General features: G+C 64.0%; 24 protein-coding genes and 1 pseudogene. 15 read left to right on the forward strand and 10 right to left on the reverse strand.

Annotated elements, in window-relative coordinates; genetic code table 11:
• Window positions 1-247: 247 nt before the first annotated feature.
• On the forward strand, window positions 248-1,507 hold the full coding sequence (locus AC1DT6_RS07315) for a glutamate carboxypeptidase (RefSeq protein ID WP_441628735.1): 1,260 nt from the start codon (window positions 248-250) through the stop codon (window positions 1,505-1,507).
• Window positions 1,508-1,622: 115 nt separating this feature from the next.
• On the forward strand, window positions 1,623-2,876 hold the full coding sequence (locus tag AC1DT6_RS07320) for a M20/M25/M40 family metallo-hydrolase (RefSeq protein WP_441628737.1): 1,254 nt from the start codon (window positions 1,623-1,625) through the stop codon (window positions 2,874-2,876).
• Between the two features lie 145 nt (window positions 2,877-3,021).
• On the opposite strand, the gene AC1DT6_RS07325 is transcribed toward AC1DT6_RS07320, so the two are convergent.
• Window positions 3,022-3,519, reverse strand: a complete 498-nt coding sequence (locus AC1DT6_RS07325) for a YybH family protein (RefSeq protein WP_441628739.1) — start codon at window positions 3,517-3,519, stop codon at window positions 3,022-3,024.
• A gap of 26 nt (window positions 3,520-3,545) precedes the next feature.
• Window positions 3,546-4,532 (reverse strand): zinc-binding dehydrogenase, encoded by a 987-nt coding sequence (locus AC1DT6_RS07330; protein WP_477111215.1) that lies wholly within the window; start codon window positions 4,530-4,532, stop codon window positions 3,546-3,548.
• Between the two features lie 193 nt (window positions 4,533-4,725).
• On the opposite strand from AC1DT6_RS07330, the gene AC1DT6_RS07335 reads away from it, so the two are divergent.
• Window positions 4,726-5,598 carry a LysR family transcriptional regulator gene (locus tag AC1DT6_RS07335; protein ID WP_276289875.1) on the forward strand — a complete coding sequence of 291 codons (873 nt, stop codon included), beginning with the start codon at window positions 4,726-4,728 and terminating at the stop codon, window positions 5,596-5,598.
• A 178-nt stretch (window positions 5,599-5,776) separates the two neighbouring features.
• Here the strand turns inward: AC1DT6_RS07335 and AC1DT6_RS07340 are convergent, their stop codons facing one another.
• The gene (locus AC1DT6_RS07340; protein ID WP_441628743.1) at window positions 5,777-6,670 is read right to left on the reverse strand and encodes a LysR family transcriptional regulator; all 894 of its coding nucleotides are present in this window, start codon (window positions 6,668-6,670) and stop codon (window positions 5,777-5,779) included.
• 148 nt (window positions 6,671-6,818) lie between these two features.
• Between AC1DT6_RS07340 and AC1DT6_RS07345 the strand changes: the two genes are divergently transcribed.
• From AC1DT6_RS07345 to AC1DT6_RS07360, 4 genes are all read left to right on the forward strand, one after another.
• Window positions 6,819-7,304: a CidA/LrgA family protein gene (locus AC1DT6_RS07345; RefSeq protein WP_441628745.1), complete on the forward strand. Its 486-nt coding sequence runs from the start codon at window positions 6,819-6,821 to the stop codon at window positions 7,302-7,304.
• A complete protein-coding gene (locus AC1DT6_RS07350; RefSeq protein WP_441628747.1) occupies window positions 7,297-7,989 on the forward strand; it encodes an LrgB family protein in 693 nt (230 codons plus the stop codon). The genes AC1DT6_RS07345 and AC1DT6_RS07350 overlap by 8 nt, the downstream gene beginning before the upstream one ends.
• Before the next feature lie 294 nt (window positions 7,990-8,283).
• Window positions 8,284-9,441, forward strand: a complete 1,158-nt coding sequence (locus tag AC1DT6_RS07355; protein ID WP_035859996.1) for an MFS transporter — start codon at window positions 8,284-8,286, stop codon at window positions 9,439-9,441.
• 107 nt (window positions 9,442-9,548) lie between these two features.
• Window positions 9,549-10,463, forward strand: coding sequence for a glutaminase (locus tag AC1DT6_RS07360; protein WP_035859907.1), 915 nt, complete (start codon window positions 9,549-9,551; stop codon window positions 10,461-10,463).
• Window positions 10,464-10,476: 13 nt separating this feature from the next.
• Here the strand turns inward: AC1DT6_RS07360 and AC1DT6_RS07365 are convergent, their stop codons facing one another.
• The gene (locus tag AC1DT6_RS07365) at window positions 10,477-11,115 is read right to left on the reverse strand and encodes a LysE family translocator (RefSeq protein WP_441628752.1); all 639 of its coding nucleotides are present in this window, start codon (window positions 11,113-11,115) and stop codon (window positions 10,477-10,479) included.
• 191 nt (window positions 11,116-11,306) lie between these two features.
• Between AC1DT6_RS07365 and AC1DT6_RS07370 the strand changes: the two genes are divergently transcribed.
• Both AC1DT6_RS07370 and AC1DT6_RS07375 read left to right on the forward strand, forming a co-directional pair.
• A complete protein-coding gene (locus AC1DT6_RS07370; protein WP_441628754.1) occupies window positions 11,307-11,549 on the forward strand; it encodes a hypothetical protein in 243 nt (80 codons plus the stop codon).
• A gap of 456 nt (window positions 11,550-12,005) precedes the next feature.
• The gene (locus AC1DT6_RS07375) at window positions 12,006-12,296 is read left to right on the forward strand and encodes a hypothetical protein (protein ID WP_441628756.1); all 291 of its coding nucleotides are present in this window, start codon (window positions 12,006-12,008) and stop codon (window positions 12,294-12,296) included.
• A gap of 73 nt (window positions 12,297-12,369) precedes the next feature.
• Here the strand turns inward: AC1DT6_RS07375 and AC1DT6_RS07380 are convergent, their stop codons facing one another.
• The 3 genes from AC1DT6_RS07380 to AC1DT6_RS07390 form a co-directional block, all read right to left on the reverse strand.
• The gene (locus AC1DT6_RS07380; protein WP_441628758.1) at window positions 12,370-12,747 is read right to left on the reverse strand and encodes a type II toxin-antitoxin system VapC family toxin; all 378 of its coding nucleotides are present in this window, start codon (window positions 12,745-12,747) and stop codon (window positions 12,370-12,372) included.
• Window positions 12,747-12,983: a type II toxin-antitoxin system Phd/YefM family antitoxin gene (locus AC1DT6_RS07385; protein WP_441628760.1), complete on the reverse strand. Its 237-nt coding sequence runs from the start codon at window positions 12,981-12,983 to the stop codon at window positions 12,747-12,749. The genes AC1DT6_RS07380 and AC1DT6_RS07385 overlap by 1 nt, the downstream gene beginning before the upstream one ends.
• A 71-nt stretch (window positions 12,984-13,054) precedes the next feature.
• Complete coding sequence (locus AC1DT6_RS07390) at window positions 13,055-13,819, reverse strand: SDR family oxidoreductase (protein WP_045240158.1); 765 nt, start codon at window positions 13,817-13,819, stop codon at window positions 13,055-13,057.
• A 198-nt stretch (window positions 13,820-14,017) separates the two neighbouring features.
• Between AC1DT6_RS07390 and AC1DT6_RS07395 the strand changes: the two genes are divergently transcribed.
• From AC1DT6_RS07395 to AC1DT6_RS07405, 3 genes are all read left to right on the forward strand, one after another.
• Window positions 14,018-14,935: a LysR family transcriptional regulator gene (locus tag AC1DT6_RS07395; RefSeq protein ID WP_441628762.1), complete on the forward strand. Its 918-nt coding sequence runs from the start codon at window positions 14,018-14,020 to the stop codon at window positions 14,933-14,935.
• 461 nt (window positions 14,936-15,396) lie between these two features.
• Entirely contained in the window at window positions 15,397-16,464 is a 1,068-nt protein-coding gene (locus tag AC1DT6_RS07400; RefSeq protein WP_441628764.1) for a S1C family serine protease, read from the forward strand.
• A 3-nt stretch (window positions 16,465-16,467) separates the two neighbouring features.
• Window positions 16,468-17,166 carry a hypothetical protein gene (locus AC1DT6_RS07405; protein WP_477114577.1) on the forward strand — a complete coding sequence of 233 codons (699 nt, stop codon included), beginning with the start codon at window positions 16,468-16,470 and terminating at the stop codon, window positions 17,164-17,166.
• 132 nt (window positions 17,167-17,298) lie between these two features.
• Here AC1DT6_RS07405 and AC1DT6_RS07410 read toward each other — a convergent pair whose 3' ends face one another.
• Both AC1DT6_RS07410 and AC1DT6_RS07415 read right to left on the reverse strand, forming a co-directional pair.
• Window positions 17,299-18,054 (reverse strand): NYN domain-containing protein, encoded by a 756-nt coding sequence (locus tag AC1DT6_RS07410; RefSeq protein WP_441628768.1) that lies wholly within the window; start codon window positions 18,052-18,054, stop codon window positions 17,299-17,301.
• 253 nt (window positions 18,055-18,307) lie between these two features.
• Window positions 18,308-18,850, reverse strand: a complete 543-nt coding sequence (locus AC1DT6_RS07415; RefSeq protein ID WP_441628770.1) for a DUF2726 domain-containing protein — start codon at window positions 18,848-18,850, stop codon at window positions 18,308-18,310.
• A 337-nt stretch (window positions 18,851-19,187) separates the two neighbouring features.
• On the opposite strand from AC1DT6_RS07415, the pseudogene AC1DT6_RS07420 reads away from it, so the two are divergent.
• The 3 genes and pseudogenes from AC1DT6_RS07420 to AC1DT6_RS07430 form a co-directional block, all read left to right on the forward strand.
• Window positions 19,188-19,277 (forward strand): annotated as a pseudogene (locus AC1DT6_RS07420) (hydrolase); the annotation flags it as partial.
• A gap of 333 nt (window positions 19,278-19,610) precedes the next feature.
• Window positions 19,611-19,898: a XapX domain-containing protein gene (locus AC1DT6_RS07425; RefSeq protein WP_441628772.1), complete on the forward strand. Its 288-nt coding sequence runs from the start codon at window positions 19,611-19,613 to the stop codon at window positions 19,896-19,898.
• A 111-nt stretch (window positions 19,899-20,009) separates the two neighbouring features.
• The gene (locus AC1DT6_RS07430) at window positions 20,010-20,264 is read left to right on the forward strand and encodes a hypothetical protein (RefSeq protein ID WP_441628774.1); all 255 of its coding nucleotides are present in this window, start codon (window positions 20,010-20,012) and stop codon (window positions 20,262-20,264) included.
• A gap of 39 nt (window positions 20,265-20,303) precedes the next feature.
• Here the strand turns inward: AC1DT6_RS07430 and pstS are convergent, their stop codons facing one another.
• On the reverse strand, window positions 20,304-21,335 hold the full coding sequence (gene pstS / locus AC1DT6_RS07435) for a phosphate ABC transporter substrate-binding protein PstS (protein ID WP_441628776.1): 1,032 nt from the start codon (window positions 21,333-21,335) through the stop codon (window positions 20,304-20,306).
• Window positions 21,336-21,726: the final 391 nt, after the last annotated feature.

Consider the following 21,726-nt stretch of genomic DNA (forward strand, 5'->3'; position numbering starts at 1 on the left):
CTCCGGCAGCCATAGCAGGCGCACGTGCAGCGGCACGGGGCGGCTCGCGCCGCTGGTGGCGGGATTGTCGGGGTTGTCGGATCCGGCGGGCGGCGCCGGGAGGGCGGAGGAGTCAGCGTCGGGCATGGCGGGATCGGCATTCCAATTGGCGGGATTGATCCTACCTTGCCGCGCGCGCAAGGGCTAGCATCGTCGCTCGGCGGGCAACCGCCTGACCACAATAACGATGCAAGCAACAGGAGACTTCATGCAGCCATCCCTGCGCCGACTTACCCAGACCGCTGTCGCCGCGCTCACGCTGGCCCTCGGTGCCGCCGGCAGCGCCCGCGCCGCCGATGCGCAACTGCTGGACGCGGCCCGCGCGGCCGAGCCCGCGCTGATCCAGTCGCTCAAGGACATGGTGTCGATCGAGTCCGGCAGCGCCAACGCGGCGGGCCTGGCRCAGATGGCCAGCTTCACCGAAGGCCGGCTCAAGGCGCTGGGCGCCAGCACCGAGCGCATCCCCGTCACCAAAGGCCCGGGCACCATGGTCAAGGGCACGTTCACCGGCACGGGCAAGCGCCGCATCATGCTGATCGCCCACATGGATACGGTTTACGGGCCGAACACGCTGGCGACGCAGCCCATCAGGCTGGATGGCAACCGCCTGTACGGTCCCGGCATCGCCGATGACAAGGGCGGCATCGCCGTGATCCTGCATTCGCTGGCGATTCTCAAGGCGGCCGGCTGGAAGGACTACGCCGAGCTGACGGTGCTGTTGAACCCGGATGAGGAAGTGGGCTCGCCCGGTTCCGGCGACACCATCGCCAGGCTGGCCGAACAGTATGACGTGGTGCTCTCCTGCGAGCCCTCGGCCGGCTCTGTGGTGATGAAAGGCCAACCCCTGCTGCTGGCTTCCGCCGGCGTCGCCACCGCCACGCTCGATGTCAAAGGCCGTGCGGCACATGCCGGCGCCGCGCCGGAGCTGGGCCGCAATGCGCTTTACGAACTGTCATACCAGATGCTCCAGACGCGCGACGTGGCCAAGGACGTGCCGGGCGCGGCGCTGGTCTGGACCCGCGCGAGCGCCAACGGCCCGCTGAACCAGATCACCGAGAAGGCCGAAGCCGTGGGCGATGTCCGACTGACCCAGCCCGGCGCGCTGGAGAAACTGCAGACGGCGCTCCAGGCCAAGCTTGGCTCCAGCAAGCTGGTTCCCGACACCGAAACCACGCTCAACCTCACGCCCGGCCATCCGCCGTACGTGGCCGACCAGCGCAGCCGCGCGCTGGCAGCGCGGGCGCAGGCCATCTACAAGGAGATCGACCGTGACCTGACGCTGGTGCCGCAGACCGGCGGCGGCACCGACGCGGGCTACGCCGCGCGCTCGGGCAAGCCCACGGTGCTGGAGAGCTTCGGCCTGGCGGGCTTCGGCTACCACGCGCGCGACGAGTACATCGAAATCGATTCGATCGTGCCGCGGCTCTACCTGATGTCGCGCATCCTGCAGGAGATCGGGCGCAACTGACGCGCGCCCGACGCGTACCTGCCGATGATTGGCGGCGGCGCGTTTGCGTTGCCGCCGCCAGCGCAAACTGGCAAGAACGAATCCACAAGTACAAACATCCTCAACGGGAGATTTCATGCATTCATCCTTGCGCCGGCTTACGCATGCCGCCATGGCCGTCCTTGCCCTCGCCACCGGCAGCGCCTGCGCCGCGGATGCCCGGTTGCTGGACGCGGCGCGCACCGCGGAGCCGTCGGTGATCCAGTCGCTCAAGGAGATGGTGTCGATCGAGTCCGGCAGCGCCAACGCGGCGGGACTGGCGCAGATGGCCWGCTATACCGAAGGCCGCCTGAAGGCGCTCGGCGCCGGCACCGAACGCATCGCCGTGACAAAAGGCCCCGGCACCATGGTCAAGGGCACGCTCACCGGCACGGGCAAGCGCCGCATCATGCTGATCGCCCACATGGACACGGTTTATCCGGCCAATACGCTGGCGACGCAGCCGATCAGGCAGGAAGGCAACCGCCTTTACGGCCCCGGCATCGCCGACGACAAGGGCGGCATCGCGGTGATCCTGCATTCGCTGGCCATCCTCAAGGCGGCCGGCTGGCAGGACTACGCGCAACTGACCGTCCTGTTCAACCCGGACGAGGAAGTGGGCTCGGTCGGTTCCGGCGAGACCATCGCCAGCCTGGCCGACCAGCATGACGTAGTGCTGTCGTTCGAGCCGACCGCCGCCAAGGCGGTGGTCAAGGCCGAAGCCCTGTTGATGGGCGCCAGCGGCACCGCCACCGCCACCATGGAGGTGAAGGGCCGCGCCTCGCATGCCGGCGCCGCGCCGGAACTGGGCCGCAATGCGCTGATCGAGCTGGCCTACCAGTTGCAGCAGACGCGGGACGTGGCCAAATCGGTGCCGGGCACCCAGCTCAACTGGACCACCGCCCAGTCCGGCGAGGTACGCAACCAGATCCCCGAGCGTGCCACCGCCATCGGCGACGTGCGCATGACGGTCAAGGACGGCCCGGAGAAGCTGCAAGCCGCGCTGCAGAAGAAGGTCGAGGAGGGCAAGCTCGTCCCCGACACGCAGACCACGGTGACCATGGAAGCCGGCCGCCCGCCGTTTGTCGCCAACGCACGCGGCCGCGAACTGGCGCAGCGCGCGCAAGCCATCTACGCCGAACTCGACGGCCGCCAGCTGGCGCTGGCCGAAGGCACCGGCGGCGGCACCGACGCGGGCTTCGCCGGGCGTTCCGGCAAGGCCGTGGTGGTGGAGAGCTTTGGCCTCGCGGGCTTCGGCTACCACGCGCGCGACGAATACATCGAGATCGATTCGATCGTGCCGCGGTTGTACCTGCTGACGCGCATCCTTCAGGAGATCGGGCGCAACTGATCCCGTCCCGCAGGGCGTTCGGCGGGTTTGCAGGCAGGGTGGAAGTCCTGCCTGCAGCCTGCCCGCAGGGCAGGATCTCTTTCGTTAGGACGGGGCCGTCGCAACGCCACCATCCGCCGGGTCGGGCGCAGGTGGCCATGGTCGCTCAGTCCGGTCGGGCCGGCGGGTTGGTGGTCGAGAAGATGTAGCGGGCGAATCGCCACTGACCATCGGCTTCGCGACGCAGCAGGAACAATTCCTGGTTGGCTTCGGGCCCAGGCGGGACTGCATTGCCCAGCCGCGTCACCGTGCCGCGTGAGCGGGTACGAGCATAGGCCCACTCATCCGATAGCAGGCGGATCTCATCGATCTCGAAGCGCACATTGAGCTTGATCGAGTCGAAGACATGCCCATAAGCGCGTCGGACCGCCTCGCGGCCCACGGCCGGCGAACCGTTTTGCGGCATGAATACCGGGTCGCGGGCATAGAGCGACATGATCCGCTCGATGTCGGCACTGTTCAGCGCCTGCTCGTAACGAGCGAGCTGTCCGGATATGGCCGTACTCACTGCGGCTTCCGATGCCGGCGTGGCTCCCTGGGCAGCAGGCTGCAACAGCATGGACGCTGCAACCGCAGCCAACGGGACACGAAGTATGTTACGCATGATGCTGTCCTCGGAATCGGTCGCGACTAAAGTCGCACGACGAGCTTGCCGAGGGCCCGGTTGCTCTCCATCAGGCTGTGGGCCTGGCGGACTTCATCGAAATCGAACGTCCTGGCATGCGTCGATGGAATGAGACCTTTGGCGAGATCCTGCGCAATCCATGGCAGCGGCGATTCCGACAGCGGCAAAGCGGCAGTGCCCAGCAGGCCGCTCGGGAAAAAGTTGAGGCGCACCGCGGCGGGAAGGTCTTGCATCAGGTGAAACGACTCCAGGGCAGGCGGCCCCCCTAACAAGCCGATAACACTGACCGCCCCGAACGGCCGCAGGGTCTTGACCGTATCGCGCAGCGTCGTGGCGCCGACGACTTCCAGCGCCGCATCCACGCCTTCCGGTGCGATCTGGCGGACATCGGCTGCGATTTCGCCGGTGTCGACGACCACCTTGTCAGCGCCGGCTTCCCGCAGGCGCCCTGCATTCGTCTGCGAGCGGGTGGTGGCAATGACATTCAGGCCGAGCGCCTTGGCGTAGGTGAGCGCTGCAAGGCCGACGGACGACGTGGCGCCGCGTATCAGCAACGTTTGACCACGTTCGACAGCAAGGCTCTTCTCCAGCGCACCCCATGCGGTCAGATAGGCTTCGGGTAGGGCTGCAAGCTCCTCCCATGTCAGGGAGATGTTGTCCAGGGCAATGACATTGCTGCGCAACACGGCTATCTGTTCGGCGTAGCTGCCACCTCGCGTGAATTGCATGCCGCCCATGGCCGTGGCGACGCGCTGACCGGTGCGAAACACGCCCGCGGGATCGTCGACGATCTCGCCGACGGCTTCGATGCCTGGCACGCGTGGCGCGGTGATCGGCCCCATTTTCCCGGCCCGCAGATAGGCTTCGGCGCGATTCAAACCAAATGCGCGCACGCGGATCAAAACTTCGTCCGCCGCTGGCTCCGGGGATGCAATCTCACGCATTTGCAGGACTTCGGGGCCGCCTGCTTGTTCGATGACATAGGCTTTCATGGCTGGTCTCTCTTCAGTGGCGGGGTGAAGGGCTGGCAAGACGGGAATGCCGGATCTTTGACATGTGCGTAACTCCTGATTCAGTTGAAGATGCTGGCCAGGGGCCAGCGCCTGGAAGCAACTTTCGCCTATTCAATGTCGGAAGAAAACCGTTGATTTTGGTAACATTCCTCTCATTTTTGAGAGGTAAAGAATGGACCTCAATGCCGTGGAGATGTTTGTGGAAGTGGTGCAGGCGGGGAGTCTCTCCGCCGCTGCAAGTCGCATGGGCGTACCGCTGCCAACACTAAGCCGCCGGCTTCGGGAACTGGAGCGGCAATTGAACGTGCAGTTGTTGGAGCGTTCAGTGCGTGGAACCAGGCTCACGGACGCCGGGGCGCGCCTCTATGAGCACGCCAGTCGTGGCATCGAGGCCCTGCTGGAGGCGGAGCAGGCCGTCATGAGCGACCAGACACGCCTCAAGGGACGGCTGAGGTTATCGCTACCGCCGTCATTCGAACCCTGGTGGGACCTGCTTGCGGCATTTCAACGCCAGTGTCCCGATATCCGCCTGCATATTTTCACGACCGACCGGCGCGTCGATCTCGTCGAGGATGGCATCGACGTTGCGCTGCGCGTTGGGACAATTGCACACGAGACCATGGTCGCGCGGCGCGTCCTGTCCTATCGTCATGTCCTGGTCGCAAGTCCGGCCCTCGTCGAGCGTCTTGGCATGCCGGAGACGCCCGAGGCTTTGCATCGCTTTCCCTGCGCGGTATGGAACCAGGGCTCGAATGCTCCAACTGTCTGGCGCCTGGGTTCGTCCGAACATAGCCCCGCGGCGGTACTGTCCGCAAATGACTATGCGCACCTGCGCAGCCGGGCGCTTGCCGGTGAGGTCGTCACAGAACTGCCCCCGTTCATGGCTGCCAGCGCCATTCGGGAGAAGAACCTTGTGACCCTGCTGCCAGAACACCCCTTGCCTGTGCAGGAACTCAATTTGCTATATCCCTCGCATCGTCATCCGTCCGCAATCGTCAGGTCCTATCTGGACTTTTGCCAGGCGCAGTTGCCATCCTTCCTCTAGGTTCAGGCATCGGCACGTCCCACGGAGTACCAGTCGGCAGGACGAACAAAATGCTGTTGCGTAGCCCGGTTGTCCAATCTGGGTCGACCACCATTGGTCGATGTGACCGCGACCAGGGCATCGCCTCCTTCGCTTGCGCCGCGCAAGCTGGCCGGACGCAAATTGGCCGCGCATCAGGTCAGACGGATCTGCGGGCAGTGCCGAAGGCCTGCTCGCAACAAGCCAGCCAGGCCCGCGCGGCGCGCGACAAATAGCCTTCCCGCCAGACCAGCCCCAACTCCCACGTCAACTGCGGCGCAACCAACGGCCGGATCGCCACGCGTGCCGGATCCAGCTGGCCTGCTATCGGCGCCGGCAAGATTGCCACGCCCACATCGGCCGCCACCAGTTCCCCGATAAAGTCCCAATGCCGGCTCTGCCCCGCAATCTGCGGCGTAAAACCAGCAGCCTCGCATGCGTTCAGGATGACCCGGTAGAGCACAAAGTCATCTTCATACATCACAAAGGGCAGACCAGCCAGATCCGCCAGCCGGACCGGGCCGCCCTTGCGCGGCGCGCGCTCGCCGGGAAACACCGCGACCAGCGCCTGGCGTGTCACGGTCAGGCTGGCCAGGCCCGCCACGGCGGCGGGCAGCACCGTCACCCCCAGGTCCAGTTCGCCCGCGGCCACGCCTTCTTCCAGTGCGCGCCCGCCTTGCTCGCCCAGCCGCAGCTTCACGCCGGGGTACTGGCGGCGATAGGCACCGATTACCGGGGCAAGGTAACGCCCGGCCATGGGGGGAATGCCTACCTTCAGTTCGCCGCGCGCCATGCCGTCCACCTCGGCCACCTCCTGGCGCAGCCGCGCCACTTCGGCCAGCACCGCCTGGCTGCGCGCGAACACAACCTCGCCGGCGTCGGTCAACCGCACCGTGCGGCCTTCGCGCAGCAGCAGCGGGCCGCCCAGTTCGTCTTCCAGGCTCTTGACCATCTTGCTGATGGTGGGCTGGGTAACGTGCAGGGTTTCGGCGGCGCGGGTGAAGCCGTTCTGGCGGACGACTTCCACGAAGTAACGCAGGGCCCGGATATCCATGGTGCCTCCGATGGAATGTGCGATGCCGGATTTGCCATTCCGATCTGGCATCAATTCAATAATTTATATTCATTTTATATATCGAATGGCTCTCCGTACACTAGCGTCACTGCCACTTCGTCCCTGGCGCAATAGACTGACTCGAACCATGCAAAGCGCTGTCCCCTCCACCCCGGCCGCCGCCTCATCCGTACCGCCGCCGATGCCGGCCTTCGGCCGCCTGCGTGCGGGCGCGATCGGGCTCACCCAGGTGGCGGCGCTGTCGGCGCTGTGGTTGCTGGCCGACTGGCTGCGCGTGCGCCTCGGGCTGCCGTTACCGGCCGGTCTGCTCGGGCTGCTGGCGCTGGCGGCGCTGCTGTTCAGTGGCGCGGTGCGCGGCGGCTGGGTGCGGCGCGGCGCGGACTGGCTGCTGGGCGAGATGCTGCTGTTCTTTATCCCGGCGGTGCTGGCGGTGGTGCAGTATCGGGAGCTGGTCAGGCACCAGGGTTGGCGCATCTGCGCGGTGATCGCCCTGAGCACGCTGGCGGTGATGGTGGTGACGGCACTGGTGGTGGAGCAGGTGTACCGGCTGGAGCTAAGGCTGGCGCGCCGCGCGAGCAACGCCACCCGCAACGGGCAGCAGCGTCATGCATGACACCGCGCTGGCGGCGCTGAGCCTGGTGGCTACCGTTGCCTTCTATTACTTCAACAAGCGCCTCTATGCGCGCCGCGCCCGCCTGTGGCTGATGCCGCTGCTGGCTACACCCGTGGTGCTGATCGCGCTGGTGCTGGCTGCCCATATTCCCTATCGCGACTACATCGCGGACACGCGCTGGCTGATGTGGCTGCTCGGCCCGGCCACCATCGCTTTCGCGTTGCCGATCTACGATCACCGCAAGCTGGTGCGCCAGCACTGGCTGTCGATTTCGCTCGGCGTGCTGGCTGCGGTGCTGACCTCGGTGGTCAGTTCGGTCTGGCTGGCGCGCGGTTTCGGCTTGTCGGTGATGCTGCAGAAGGGCCTGGCGGTGCGTTCGGTGACGACGCCGTTCGCCGTGGATGCGGTGCGCGCGCTGGGCGGGCCGCCTGATCTAGCCGCGATCTTTGTCGTGATCACCGGGCTGACGGGCATGGCCATCGGCGAGGCCGTGCTGGCCTGCCTGCCTTCGGTACGCAGCCGGCTGGCGCAGGGCGCCATCTTTGGCGCCGCCGCGCACGGCGCCGGTACGGCCAAGGCGCGCCAGCTTGGCGAAGTGCAAGGCGTGGTGGCATCGCTGGTGATGATGATCGCCGGGCTGGTCAGCGTGTTGGCGGCACCGCTGATCCGCAGCGTGTTCTTTTGAGGCGGCTTTGCGTAGTACTGCGCGGTCGACGGAAATGCACGGGCGAAACCGCTGAGTAGTACTGCGTAGCCAGTCGCCTTGTGACCGCTTCGGGCACAAGGTTTTTAGCGGGGCGGCCAACGTCCCGCGCGAAATTGGCGCAGAATGCCGGACTTGCGCAATCGTGCCGGCGCGCCGCAAAGCGCTTTTCACATGCACGCGGCGTGCTGTCCTTTTCGCCGCGGCGTGCGCAACGTCCATCTCCGCCGGGCGCGCAAGCTTCGCCGATCTCTCTCGTCCTTCAATAACAACATCATGCGATTACCGCTACTCGCGCTGGCTGCCGCGGCCTTTGGCATTGGCACCACCGAATTCGTCATCATGGGGCTGTTGCCCGATGTCGCCGCCGATCTAGGCGTCTCCGCGCCGGCTGCCGGCATGCTGGTTTCCGGCTATGCCATCGGCGTGGCCGTGGGCGCGCCTATCCTCGCCATCCTCACCGCCAGGTGGCCGCGCAAGACCGCGCTGGTCGGGTTGATGGGCTTGTTCATCCTCGGCAATGCGTTGTGCGCGCTGGCGCCCAACTATGCACTGCTGATGGCCGCGCGCGTGGTCACGGCGTTCTGCCATGCCGCCTTTTTCGGCATTGGTGCGGTGGTGGCCGCCGAGCTGGTCCCGCGCGAGAAGCGCGCGCAGGCTGTCGCGCTGATGTTCACCGGCCTGACGGTGGCCAATGTGCTGGGCGTGCCGTTTGGCACCGCCTTCGGCCACCTGATGGGCTGGCGCTCCACGTTCTGGGCTGTCACCGTGATCGGCGTGGCCGCCGCCACGGCGCTGGTGGCATGGCTGCCAAAGGCCATTCCGATGCAGGCCGGCAGCATCCTGCGCGAATTCCGCTCGATCGGCGCGGCCCAGGTCCAGCTTGCGTTGCTGATCAGCACGCTGGCTTCGGTCAGCATGTTCACGGTGTTTACGTATATCGCCTACATCCTGCGCGACGTGACCGGCTTCACCGCGCAGCAGGAGAGCATGGTGCTGCTGCTGTTCGGCGCAGGCATCACCGTGGGCGGCCTGGCCGGCGGCAAGCTGGCCGACTGGAAGCTGATGCCGGCGCTTGCCAGCCTGCTGGCAGCGGTGGCGGTGGTGCAACTGGTGTTCTCGTGGACCAGCCATTTTCCGGTGCCGACGCTGTTCACGCTGTTTGTCTGGGGCATGGTGAGCTTTGCGGTGGTGCCCGCCACGCAGGTGCGCGTGCTCGACAAGGCCAAGGGCGCGCCCAACCTGGCTTCCACGCTGAACCAGGGCGCCTTCAACCTGGGCAACGCCACCGGCGCGTGGCTGGGCGGGTTGATGATCAGCGCGGGCCTGCCGCTGACACAACTGCCCTGGCTGGGTGCGGCGGTGGCCGCGCTGGCATTGCTGGCGGTTGGCGTGTCGGCCTCGCTGGACCGGGGCCGGCGGGTGGCGGCGTAAGGCCGCTGCAAGGCCATGTCTCGTTGTACGATACGCGGAACCCGCTGGCGGCCCGGATGTTGTCCGGCCCGCGGCGGCCCGGAACAGAGCGGCTCGGCGACCCCGGCATGGACTACGCACACATCCTCCAACGCATCCACCGCGACATCGCGCCCCTGCTGGGCCAAGGGCGGGTGGCGGACTACATCCCCGAACTGAGCAAGGTGCCCGCCACGCGTTTCGGCATGGCGCTGGTGTTTGCCGATGGCCGCAGCCATTGCGTGGGCGACGCCGCGGTGCCGTTTTCGATCCAGAGCATTTCCAAGCTGTTCGCCTGCACGCTGGCTTTCCAGTTGCTGGGGGAGGACCTGTGGCAGCGGGTAGGGCGAGAGCCTTCGGGCAATGCCTTTAACTCGCTGGTGCAGCTGGAGTACGAGCAAGGCAAGCCGCGCAACCCCTTTATCAACGCCGGCGCGCTGGTGGTGACGGACGTACTGTGCAGCCGCTTCGTCCAGGCGGAGACCGCGCTGGTGCAGTTCATCCGCCGGCTCAGCAATAACCCGGCCATCGACTACGACCCGAAGGTGGCGCAGTCCGAGCGCGAGCACGCGGACCGCAATCGCGCCATGGCTTACTTCATGAAGGATTTTGGCCGGCTGGATATGCCGGTGGACAAAGTCATTGACGCCTATTGCCGCCAGTGCGCCATTGCCATGACCTGCGAAGACCTGGCGCGCGCGGCGCTGTTCCTTGCGCACGGCGGCGTGGTGCCCTGGAGCGGCGAGCGCGTGCTCGGCGCCAGCCCTGCCAAGCGGCTTTCGGCCCTGATGCTCACCTGCGGCACCTACGATGCCGCGGGCGATTTTGTCTACCGGGTGGGTTTGCCGGCCAAGAGCGGCGTGGGCGGCGGCATCGTGGCGGTGCTGCCGGGGCGCTGGGCGGTGTGCGTGTGGTCGCCGGGGCTGGACCACAGCGGCAACTCGCTGGCGGGTGTGCAGGCGCTGGAGTGGCTGACTACGCTAAGCGGGCATTCGATTTTCTGAGCCCGGCGGGGCCTCAGTCCTGTGCGCGGCGGAACAGCGCCAGTCCGCCCGCCAGCGCCATCAGCGTGCCGCCGGATACGCGATTCAGCCAGCGCATGCCGTCGCCGTGGAAGGCGTGCACGATCCTGGCGCCAAGGGCCGCGTACACCAGCATGGCCAGCAGGTTCAGCAAGCATTGCGCGATCGTCAAAACGGCGTACTGTGGGAGCAAGGACGCGCTGGTGTCGATGAACTGCGGCAGGAACGCCGAAATAAACAGCAACGCCTTCGGGTTGGTGACGGCTACCAGGAAGCTGCGTGAAAACAACACATGTGCCCGGCCGCTATCCACGGCCGCCGCGAATTCCGCCGGTGCCGTGGCCGGTACATTGCCGGAGCGCAGCAGTTTCCATCCCACATAGGCCAGGTAGGCCGCGCCAAACCATTTGATCAACGCGAAGGCTATCTCGGATGCTGCGATTACTGCGCCAAGCCCGGCCGCAACGGTGGCGATCAGGATGATATCTGCAGCGATCGCGCCCGCCATGCCCCACGCTGCCTTGCGCACGCCATGCCGCGAGCCGTTATTCAGGGCGAGCAGGACGGTGGGGCCGGGCGTGGCGATGGTCACGGCGGAAGCAAAGAGAAACAGGAGCAGGGTGGCGAGTGTCATGGTCTGATCTGGCGTGCGGCAGGGCGGTGACATTGCCTGGCATCATAGAGCAGACATACCAACTTTTGATACGATGGCGGATAGATTCCAACGATAGCCCGCAGGCGTCATGGCGCTTGTGACGGGCACGATTCAACGAATGGCGTGCCCTTGGCGACGTTGCGATTCTCCAATAAGAATCGGAGACAGCGATGATCAAAGAGATTGCATGGAAGAAGCGGGTTTTTGAGACACATGAGGTACAGGTGCAGGTGCGGCCCAGAACGCCCAACGTCTGGGAGTACACGGTCCGGGTCTGCCGCCCCGGCACGAATATCCGGGCTGCAGGGACCTTGCTGGAGTCATCGAAGGTGACGGACCTGTTCCCGACGGCGGAGGCGGCCGAGACGGCTGGCTTTGCCCATGGCGCGGAGTTGGCCAAGCGGCTGCTGTAGGTTGCGGTTGAACGGCTTTACGGCATCGGCATCGTTCTGATGCATGTGGCGGTTGATCAAGGCAGGGGTGTGACTTTTTGTTGCGGCCAGTTTGGGCTGCGCCACCCCACGCTATACTTCGCACGTCGCTGCAACCACAGCGGCCGGGTTTGACAGCCCGAAAAGAAGGCGGACAGCCGCCACCAGGCGGCATTTTTATGTCCGTCGCGCCTTTGCACGCCCCTATGGGTGGGCCTGGGCGGGGGAGCCTTCGGGCTCGCCGGTTCCTTCTTTCCGGTCTGTCAACCTCGCCATGCGCCCGCCCACCCCGATTGACAGCGGGGAACGGGGTTGAAATCGCTTAAGAAGGAGGCACTCCCATGCCCCAGTCTTCGCTCGCCCATTCCGGGCAACTCGCCTGTCCCAACGCTCCCGTCATCTGCCAGCGCCCGAGCGCGTCCCAACGGAGGGCGCACGATGTATGACTACCCGCGCTACAACATCACCGCCCAACGCGCAGGTCGCGACACGTTCCTGACCGCGCATGCCCCATCCGAAAGCCCGCTAAGCCTCGCCGCCGAGAAGACCGCGCAACTCAACGCGCTGTTGTCCGTAGCCATCGAGAACGCTGCCGGCGGMACCCTTTGCAACCTGACTGAAGAAACGCAGGGCCATTTGCTCTCGCTGGCGACCGTGCTCGCGCACGAGACGCTGGTGCTGAGCGAACTGGCCGCGTTGGATGAGCAGGGGGAGGGTGGCGAGGGGTGATGCCAGCGTGCTGCGGATCTGCTGGCGAGGAGCAGTCGAGGTAGCCGTAGTAGCAATCCGCTAGCGTATTTTCCTAGACGGTCACAACAAGTTCGGTGTAGCCGGCGAGGCGACCGTCAGAAGTCACCAGCCGGAGGGGCTCACTCATTGCTTGGGCAACCAAAAGCCGATCGAACGGGTCGCGGTGAATATCGGGAAGATCGCGCACCGCTGCGCCATGCACAGCCCGCACCGGCAGCTCCGAGAAACCGCTTGTTTCTATGGCTGACACCAACTGATTCACGTCGGCGTCCAGCTTGCCTAAACCGACTTTGATTGATGCCTCCCAGATGCTCGCACTGCTTACGAAGACGTGCTCGGCATTTGCAATCATCTCGCGAGCAGTCTTCGGGAGTCTGCGGTCATCTGTCACGACCCACAGGTAGATGTGCGTATCGAGCAGAAGGCGCATCAACGCCCCTCGAATGCAGCGATCACGTCATCGGGCAGCGGCGCGTCGAAGTCGTCCGCGATATGAACCTTTCCTTTCAACGTACCGAAGCGGCGCGTTGGTTTAACGCGCTCCATCGGGACCAGCCGGGCTGCGGGCTTCCCGGCCTTGGCGATAATAATCTCTTCGCCCCCGGCAGCGGCATCGACTAGCCGGGAGAAGTTCGTCTTGGCATCGTGGATATTAACGACCTGCATAAGTGCTCCTAGTGGACTAAGCCCATATTAGTCCACTAGGACAAGGTCGTCAATACTGGCCGGCCGGAACGTCAAGTCCGCGTAATCGACGCACCCCCATCGACCAGCGAAGCCGTGCCGGTCACGAAGGCCGAGTCATCCGACGCCAGGTACAACACCGACCGTGCCAGTTCCTCGGGCTTTGCCACGCGCTTGAGCGCGTGGAGGTTGGTGATGAAGCTCTGCGATTCCGCGGTGTCGTTCATCGTGCGGTACATTTCCGTATCCACCGCGCCCGGCAGGATCGCATTGACGCGCACCCCTTGCGGGCCGAACTCGGCCGCCAGCGCCTGCGTCAGCCCGATCAGGCCGGACTTGCTGGCTGCGTAGGCGGCCACCCCCGGAAAGGCGAAGGTGTAGCCGACGAAGGTGGATGTGAAGATTACCGAGCCGCCACCATTCCTGAGCATCTGCGCGATCTGGTGCTTGGCACCCAGGAAGGCGCCGGTCAGGTTGATGGCAATGGCGTCGCTCCAGCCCGTCTCGGACACTTCGGTGCTGGGGCCGCCTTCGCCCAGAGTGCCTGCATTGTTGAAGGCGATATCCAGCCGCCCGTAGCGCTCGACGGCCAGCGCTACCAGCGCCCGGGCATAGTCCTCCGAGCGTACGTCGCCGGCCAGCGCCGCCGCTTCGCCTCCGGCCGCGTGGATTTCCGAGACCAGTTGGTCCAGTTCGCTCGCGCGGCGCGCGCCAACCACAACCCTGGCGCCCTCGGCGGCGAACAACAGCGCCGTGGCGCGGCCGATGCCGGAACTGGCTCCGGTGACAATGGCGGTTTTTCCGGACAAGCGTCCCATTTCGATCTCCTGGTTTGCGCCTGGCGACAACGTCGCATGGGGGCGCATTGATACATAGGGGTTTTGCGTTTCGAATAATCAGCATAGTGAGTCGCGGCAACGCCGGATCACCTTTCGCTTTCGGTACCCAGTATGGTTCGCCGTGGCTGTTCGCGGTAGAGTGCGAATCACGGAACTGCTTTTCGGGAAAACCGGACAATGTTGAAACTTGAGGGCGTCGCCAGCTTCGTGGCCATCGCGGAGTCCGGGTCGATCAGCGAAGCGGCGCGCCGCCTGCAATTGTCGAAATCCGTTGTCAGCGAGCGGTTGGCCGATATCGAGCGGCAGCTGGGCACCACCCTGGTGCACCGGACTACCCGCAAGCTCAGCCTGACCGAAGACGGCCTGGCATTCCTGGCGCGGGCGGCACGCATCATGCGTGAGGTCGAGGAGGCCACCTCCGACATGGCCGAGCGGCGCGGCAGCCTGGCCGGCCCCTTGCGGATCTCCGCGCCGGTGACGTTTGGCCGCATGCATCTCGGCCCCGCGCTCTATCCCTTTCTTGCCAGGCACCCGAAGCTGGAACTGACGCTGGACCTGGATGACCGCCGCGTGGACGCGGCCGCCGAGGGCTACGATGCCGTGGTCAGGCACGGCGCGCTGGAGGATTCGCGGCTGGTGGCGTGGCAGCTTGCCCCGAGCCGGCGTGTCCTGGTTGCGTCGCCGGCCTATCTGGCACGGCAGGGCACGCCTCGCGCCATCGAGGACCTGCAGCAGCACCGTGGCATCTTCTACGTCAACCGGGGCGTGGCCGACTGGCGCCTCGCGGGCCCGGATGGCGCGCTGTCGGTTCGCACGCACGTTGCGTTGCGCGTCAATAACGGCGACATGATGCACGACGCCGCCCTGGCGGGCCTGGGCATCGCGTTGCTCCCAACGTTTATCGTCGGCGCATCGATCCGTTCCGGTGCGCTGCAGGTGATCGACGCGGGCGTTCAGGCGGCGGCGGAATCCATCTACGTGGCGCACCCCGAGGGCCAGCGTGCTTCGGCCAAGCTGCGCGCCTTTGTGCAATGCATACGGGAGGCTATCGGCGACCCGCCGTACTGGGATGCAGCGGGCCGTCCAGCGGAATGACCGCTTGCGGCGCGATAGCATTCGTGCCAGGCGGTGGCGTGACTTTGCACCGTGTCTACCCGCGCTGCGGCTCGTAAAAAGGTTCATCGCCGATTTCCGGGGAAGGCTGCATGGATATTCAGGATGAAGTCAGTGTCGTCATTGGCATTGGCCCTGAGTGCATGGAGTGAGGATTGCCGTAGTTTGGTTGACACACCAAGTCGAAAATTTGATGCATTCGCAAGAACGACCCTGACGAAAAATCCCACGGCTGATGACTTGTTAATACATGTCAAGGCGCGTTTAAATGAATTTGGCTAGAGACAATAATCCCACCAGCGGGAGGCTGGCGTGCGAGTCATGCTTTAGCTTATTATTGGCGCTGCCTGAAAAGAAGCGAGGCCGCTCGCCAATTGGGCTGGCAGAAGCCGAATAGGCGGGGCGGGTAAACAAACGCAGCGACGCGTAGAAATACGGCAAGTATGGGAATCCATTTCAAGATCAGGAAGCTGCACTGGCATATTGCGTTGCTAATGGGCGGGTTCCTGTCCGCCGCGTCGTGCCTGGCGATGGACGCCGGCGAGCTCTACGAAAAACGCTCACCCAGCATCTGGCTGGTCAGCGTCTACAACGCGCAAGGCCAGCGCATCAAGTTGGGCAGCTCGGTGGTGATCGGGCAGGAAGAGCTGGTCACCAATTGCCACGTGCTGGCGCAGGGAAAGGCCATCTCCATCAAGCATGAGAACACGCTGCACGAGGCACGTCTTGTGCATGCCGACGTGGAGCGGGATCTGTGCATCCTCCGAGCCAAGGGCCTGGTTGCCCCGGCGGTCAAGATTGCGCCGGCTTCGACGCTGAAGGTCGGTCAGCGGGTATTTGCCATCGGCGCGCCGAGTGGGATGGAGTTGACACTGAGCGACGGCTTGGTGGCAGCGCTGAATCGGGACAGGGATGACAAGCTGTCGCGCATCCAGATCAGTGCCCCGATTTCCGGCGGATCTAGCGGTGGAGGGCTGTTCGATACCGAAGGTCGCTTGCTCGGCATACCTTACCTCACGATTCGCGAGGCGCAGAATCTTAACTTCGCCATTCCGGCGGAGTGGATCGCCGAGGTGCCAGCGCGAGCTAAAGTGGCCCTGGCGAAGTTCCGCGCCGAGAGCGCTGCCCCTCCTGCGCCGATCGTGGCGGCCAGCAGCCCCAGGGGCACAGCAAGACCCGCGGCCGAGCCGGGCCAGCGGTTGTCCGGGGATGATCTGAGCAGCCATTTTGCGAATCTGACGCGCATCGTCGCCATCTCGCCAAATGGCACACCGCTCGAGCTTGAATTCAAGCAGAACGGGGCTTTCGGCGTAACCAACATGCAGACGCGGGGCTATTCCGATGGCCGCTGGCGCATTATGCCGGAGAGCAACGAAGTCTGTTTCGACATGGGCAACCCCAGATTCATTGGAATGCAACATTGCTATCAGCTCGTCAGGTACGGGCAGACCTATACCATGCGCTCGGTTTCCGGCAGCTATTTCTTCACCTATTCGATGCAGGGATCCTGATCAATGCGTGGCACATCCCGTGGTTCGCTTGTCTCTATCCTGTTTTTCGCCACGCTGGTTGTCAGCGCCTGCGCGGCTCCTACCGTCGCGGCCACCAATCGCGCGATGGACTACCAGGGGCGGCCGGTCCGTCTATATGTGATTTCCAGCGCTGGCATGGGCTGGGGCCCGGAGTTCTCCGGTGCGTTTCGTTCCAAGTTCCAGCAGATTGCCAGGCAGTGCGGGACAAATACCAGCTTCGAAGAGGTCTCTGGCCTGGAACTGGACCAGAACGGACCATTAGCCAGGGCCAATGCGTTCGGTGCCGACACCATCCTGACGATCAGCCATGGCGGCGGCGTCGTCAGCGGTCAAGGCGGCGCGCGCCTTTCTGCCAGCTATGGCGCCACGCTCAGGGACGTCAAACAGAGCCGGGCCGTGTGGCGGGGAAATTTCTCCTTCAGCCGTGGCGGTACCGCGATCGCTATTGAAGAGCGGGGGGCGGTGCTGGCCATAGATATCACCAACAGCCTGAAAAAAGACGGCATTCTGCCCGGCTGCAGCCAGATCACGCTTGGCCAGAATGGCCGGCTGGACCCCGCCGCCGTCCCCAAGCCTGGGTCGGGCGCTCCCGGCCTGCCGGCCGCGCCGGTGTACTCTTCGCAAGCACCAAACGCGGCTCCCAGCTTGCGTGACTTGCAGGACTTGTTGCCTAAACAGTAAGGCGTGGTGCGGCTTCAGCGGAAAACCCTGAACTATGAAACCCCCCGCCGAACGATTTCTTCAACCGTTGCATCGACCGGTTGAATCCGCAGCCGGTTGCGGTCATATTCCCTGTGCGCACGCCTATTCAATTCAAATTTCCCCTCCATCCCCCTTCGGCCTAAAACTAACCCAAATTCCGGTCCCATTTGGCTGATCCATAAGGAGATCAGGATACGTCCGCACCATATCCGACAATGCCGCATGCCCAAATGCCTTGGGTGAAAATGCAGGATCAGTCCGTTTAAGATACTGTCCCAACGCCCCCAGTCCAACCCGTCCATCAGGCGTGCCCCCGGCCAGTAGTGCGACCGCATTGATCACGGCCTTCGGACGGCGCTTTACAGATGGTTTAGGCGCAACAGCAATCTTCGGCTTGGCAGGATCTACCGGTTCGCCTGCCGGCTCGGGCGGAACCCATTCGAAAAACTGGTCGCTGGCATTGCGAAGCGCGTCGGGTGTCTTTGCTTCTCCCACGATATGCACCGTAGCACCACGCTCCCTCAGCTTCCGGCACAGGTATGCAAAGTCCGAATCGCTGGTGACCAGGCAGAAAGTATCGGCGCGGGAATCGAACATGGCTTCCATCGCGTCGAGTGCCAAGGCAATGTCGGCTGTATTCTTCCCGGCTGCATACTGGTATTGCAGGCAAGGCGTGAAGGCCAGACGCACGAGCGCATCCTGCCATTTGTTTGCCAGCGTGGCGTGGTTGCCATAGCCCCTGCGCAGCACTACGCGGCCAAACTGCGCGACTACGCGCAGGGCATGTTCGAGAATCTCAGGCGTCGTATTGTCGCAATCCACCAGCACCGCGACACGCACTTCCCCCGTGGTTACTTGATTCGCCATTTATCTCTCTCACTTTTCGTCTCGCTCACCAGCCAGCCTGAAGGCGGAAGCAGCATGTTTTTTCCTGGGCGGAAGGGAGCATGTTTTGGCCGAAAGCCGGTCTTCGGCCTGGTAATTTCCGCACCCATGGCAGCAGGAATAGGATTTTCGGTCGCCAGGCTCCGCTCAGCGGCGGCTCCAAAGCGGGGTGCCAAGGACAATATCTGAGAATTGGTGTTGGGCGTCCTTTCTGGTGCCTTGCGCAAGGTTGCGCCTAGCGCTGTTGAGCGATACCGCCAGGAGTCACAGCGACAGTATCTGGAGGCAGTGCGAGGCTAGTCACCGAAACATAGTCCCCAAGAATGACCGTGAAATCCACGTCCTTGGATGTATACCGCTTGATAGGAATCCCCGCCGACGCCAGCACCTGATCCTTCTGCGCATCACGCTTGCGCGCCTTGGCCGACCCATGAGAAGCCCCATCAAGCTCAATGACATACAGCGGCCGCATTGTCTTACGTTCGCAGACAAGATAGTCCACGTACTTTTGCGAAAACATATTCCGTGCAGCCTGCGCCTTGCCCTTATGCTGAACAAAGGCCGACATGGACACCTGGGGAAAGACATGTGCGTTTCTCAGCGCCATAACGAGCCTGTCATATAACTCAATCTCATCATTACGCATGAATGGCGCTCTTCGGGCAAACAGATATCCCGAAGTTGCTGTGGCAGGGGCACCACCCCGCTTCACCTTGAGTAGTGCGAGAAGAAACAGCCCGACCGCGAACAGCACGGCAACAGCGAACAGCGCTTTCATTTGACCCCCGGATTTTTTCTTATTCGGGAGATATTAACTCAGGAAGCTGGCAATGCCGCTATGGCCTGGGTGCAAGCGGAGGCCCGCTCCTGCCCGAACTCAGCCGTCGGACCGATCCCTGAACTAGACCGTTACCCCGGCCGTCCCGGCTCTCCCGTCCCGCAATGCGGCGAAGACAAGAAAAACTGGTCCGCCCGAAAAGACTTCCTATATTAGTTAGGCTCCGCGCGCGAGGCGAACTTCACCCCGCTTCCCGCGAGCGCACATGGCGCGCAATCCGGAACACTGATCCCGGCGAGGCTGCCTCGCCTGAAACCTGCTGTCCCCGGAGAACATCATGACGAATCCCAGGCTCGAAGTACTGACCCCACAGAACTGCCAGCTGATCTTCATCGATCACCTGCCGCAGATGGCATTCGGGGTGCAGGAGCGTTGCCATGCATCAGCCTTCCAGGCCCGAACTGATCCTGATGAACGGGCGGTTCACGACACTCGAGTCCCCGCATGCCGAGGGCCTGCTGACCATCCGGCTGGCCTACAACCTTTTCATGCAGAAGCCCAGGAACCGCCGGCCATGCCGGACTGGGCGCCGGTGCGCGCATTAGGCGGCTACCAGCCGCGGCGCGGCGCGTTCGGCTGCCCCTGCCGGGCGTTCTGAGCGAGGGCCATCGTTGCGTTGCCCACTCGTTTCGCTACGCCGGCGGTGCGCCGCCTGACATGACTGGCGGTGTGGCACGCAACACTACCAAGGAGGAAAGTCATGAAGCTCTATCTGGTTTCGCTGGGCGCGGGAATCCTGGTTGGCATCATCTATGCGCTGTTGCAGGTCCGCTCGCCAGCTCCGCCCGCCATTGCCCTGGTCGGCTTGCTTGGCATGCTGATCGGGGAGCAGGTCGTGCCGACCGCCAGGCGCATCATGGCCGGGGAACCGATCACCGTGGCGTGGTTCCGTTCCGAGTGCATCCCGAAGATCAGCGGTGCGCCCCCTGAGTCTCCGAAAGCAGTGACTGCGGCGGCGCCCACCGCGGGAGAGAAGGACGGCACGTGATCCGGGCGACGCGGCATTTTGATTTGCATCAGCGAAGAACAATGCCGGGGTTGTGATCCCATGCGCCGCTGCTAGAATGAATTTCCCTTTTCAGCATGCAGGAGCGCAGTCATGGCGACATACCAGCGCGGCGATCTTTTTATCGTCACTTCTGTCGAGGAACTGCCATGGGGGCGTTACCGGGGCTTTGTGACATTCACGGCGGGCGTACAGCCGGCGGCCTCCTCGCGGCACACCTGCGCGAAATGCTGGGACAATCCGCTGCAGGCGCATGAGGACGCCGATGCCGAGGTCGAGTACGCCTACAGGCACTATCTGTCCGATCACACCGACTGGAGCTCCAGGGCCGGCAGTACCGAGCATTGACCGGCGCATCCCCTTGCCCGCTTGCGTGACTTGCCAGGCTTACTTGAAGTTGTCGCGCCAGTAGGTTTCGATCTGCTTGACCAGTCCGGGTGGCAGCGCCACATAGTGCTCGGCAGCGGCGTCGGCCTGCCCGTCGTTGAGTGCCCATTTGAAGAAGGCAAGCGCACCCTGTGCGCTTGCCTGATCCTTGGGGACTTTTGGCATGATCACGAACACGGCGCCGGCAATGGGCCACGCCTGCGTGCCGGGCGCGTCCGTGATGACCTGGTAGAAATCCGTTTGCTGGGTCCAGTTCACGGATGCCACCGCCGCGCTGAAACTCTCACGTGAAGGGCTGACGTACGCGCCGTCTCTGTTTTGCATTACTGCGTAAGGCAGTTTGCGTTGCAGGGCGTAAGTCAGTTCGACATAGCCAATCGCCCCTTTGACATTCTTGATATAAGTGGCCACACCGTCGTTGCCGTTGGCCCCGACGCCGGTGGGCCATTTGACCACCGTGCCGGCACCCACGGCGTTCTTCCATTCGCCGCTGACCTTGGACAGATAGTCGGCCCAGTTGAACGTCGTTCCCGAACTGTCACTGCGATGCACGACCAGGATCTTTTGGTCGGGGAAGTGAATGCCGGGGTTGATTGCGCTGATGGCGGGGTCGTTCCAGTTGGCGATCTTGCCGAGGTAGATATCCGCCAGCAACTGGCCGGTAAAGCGAATCTGGCCCGCCGCGACGCCATCCAGGTTCACAATCGGCACCACGCCGCCGATCACCAGCGGAAACTGCGCCAGCCCGGCAGCGCGCAATTCATCCGGCTTGAGGGGCATGTCCGAGGCACCGAAGGTGACATTGGCTGCCTTGATCTGCCGGATGCCGTTGCCCGAACCCGTGGGCTGGTAGTTCACCTCCTGGCCTGTCTTGGTGTGATACGTGGCCGCCCATTTGACCAGCAAGGGGTAGACGAAGGTGGAACCTGCGCCGGTGATGTCGCCAGCGTGCGCAGCGAGTGCAAAGCCCGCGAGCGCGCATGCGAGGGTGGCTTGACGCCACGTGTTCCGAAAGAACAGGGATCCAGTCATATCGCAACCTCCATGCCGGCGGATCGGGAGTGGGTAACGAGTAACGGAGAACGGGGAATGCGCCGGTGCATGCTCCGCCGAGGAGGTCACTTGCTTATCCTAGCACCTGGTCCCGCGCGGCCGGCAAGGCGTTTTTTCGAATTCGCGCGGCGCTGTCACGAAAATGTCATGCACCGTGTTCGAATTCTTGCTGTTGTGCGCGCATTGGACGCATAGCGAAAAAATCGTGCAAAGGTGTTCGCGCATCGGATCAAACCTGATGCACCGGCAAGCTCGCGCGGCGCGCTCCCCGATCCATCTCGCCGCCGCCTGCACCACCTGCCGCATGAAACCGCATAAAGCCGCGATACGCCTAGGCTTCGCAAGGGCCGCCCAAGTTGTTGCGGGTCGG

The sequence above is a fragment of the Cupriavidus sp. 01L45 genome (assembly GCF_056399885.1).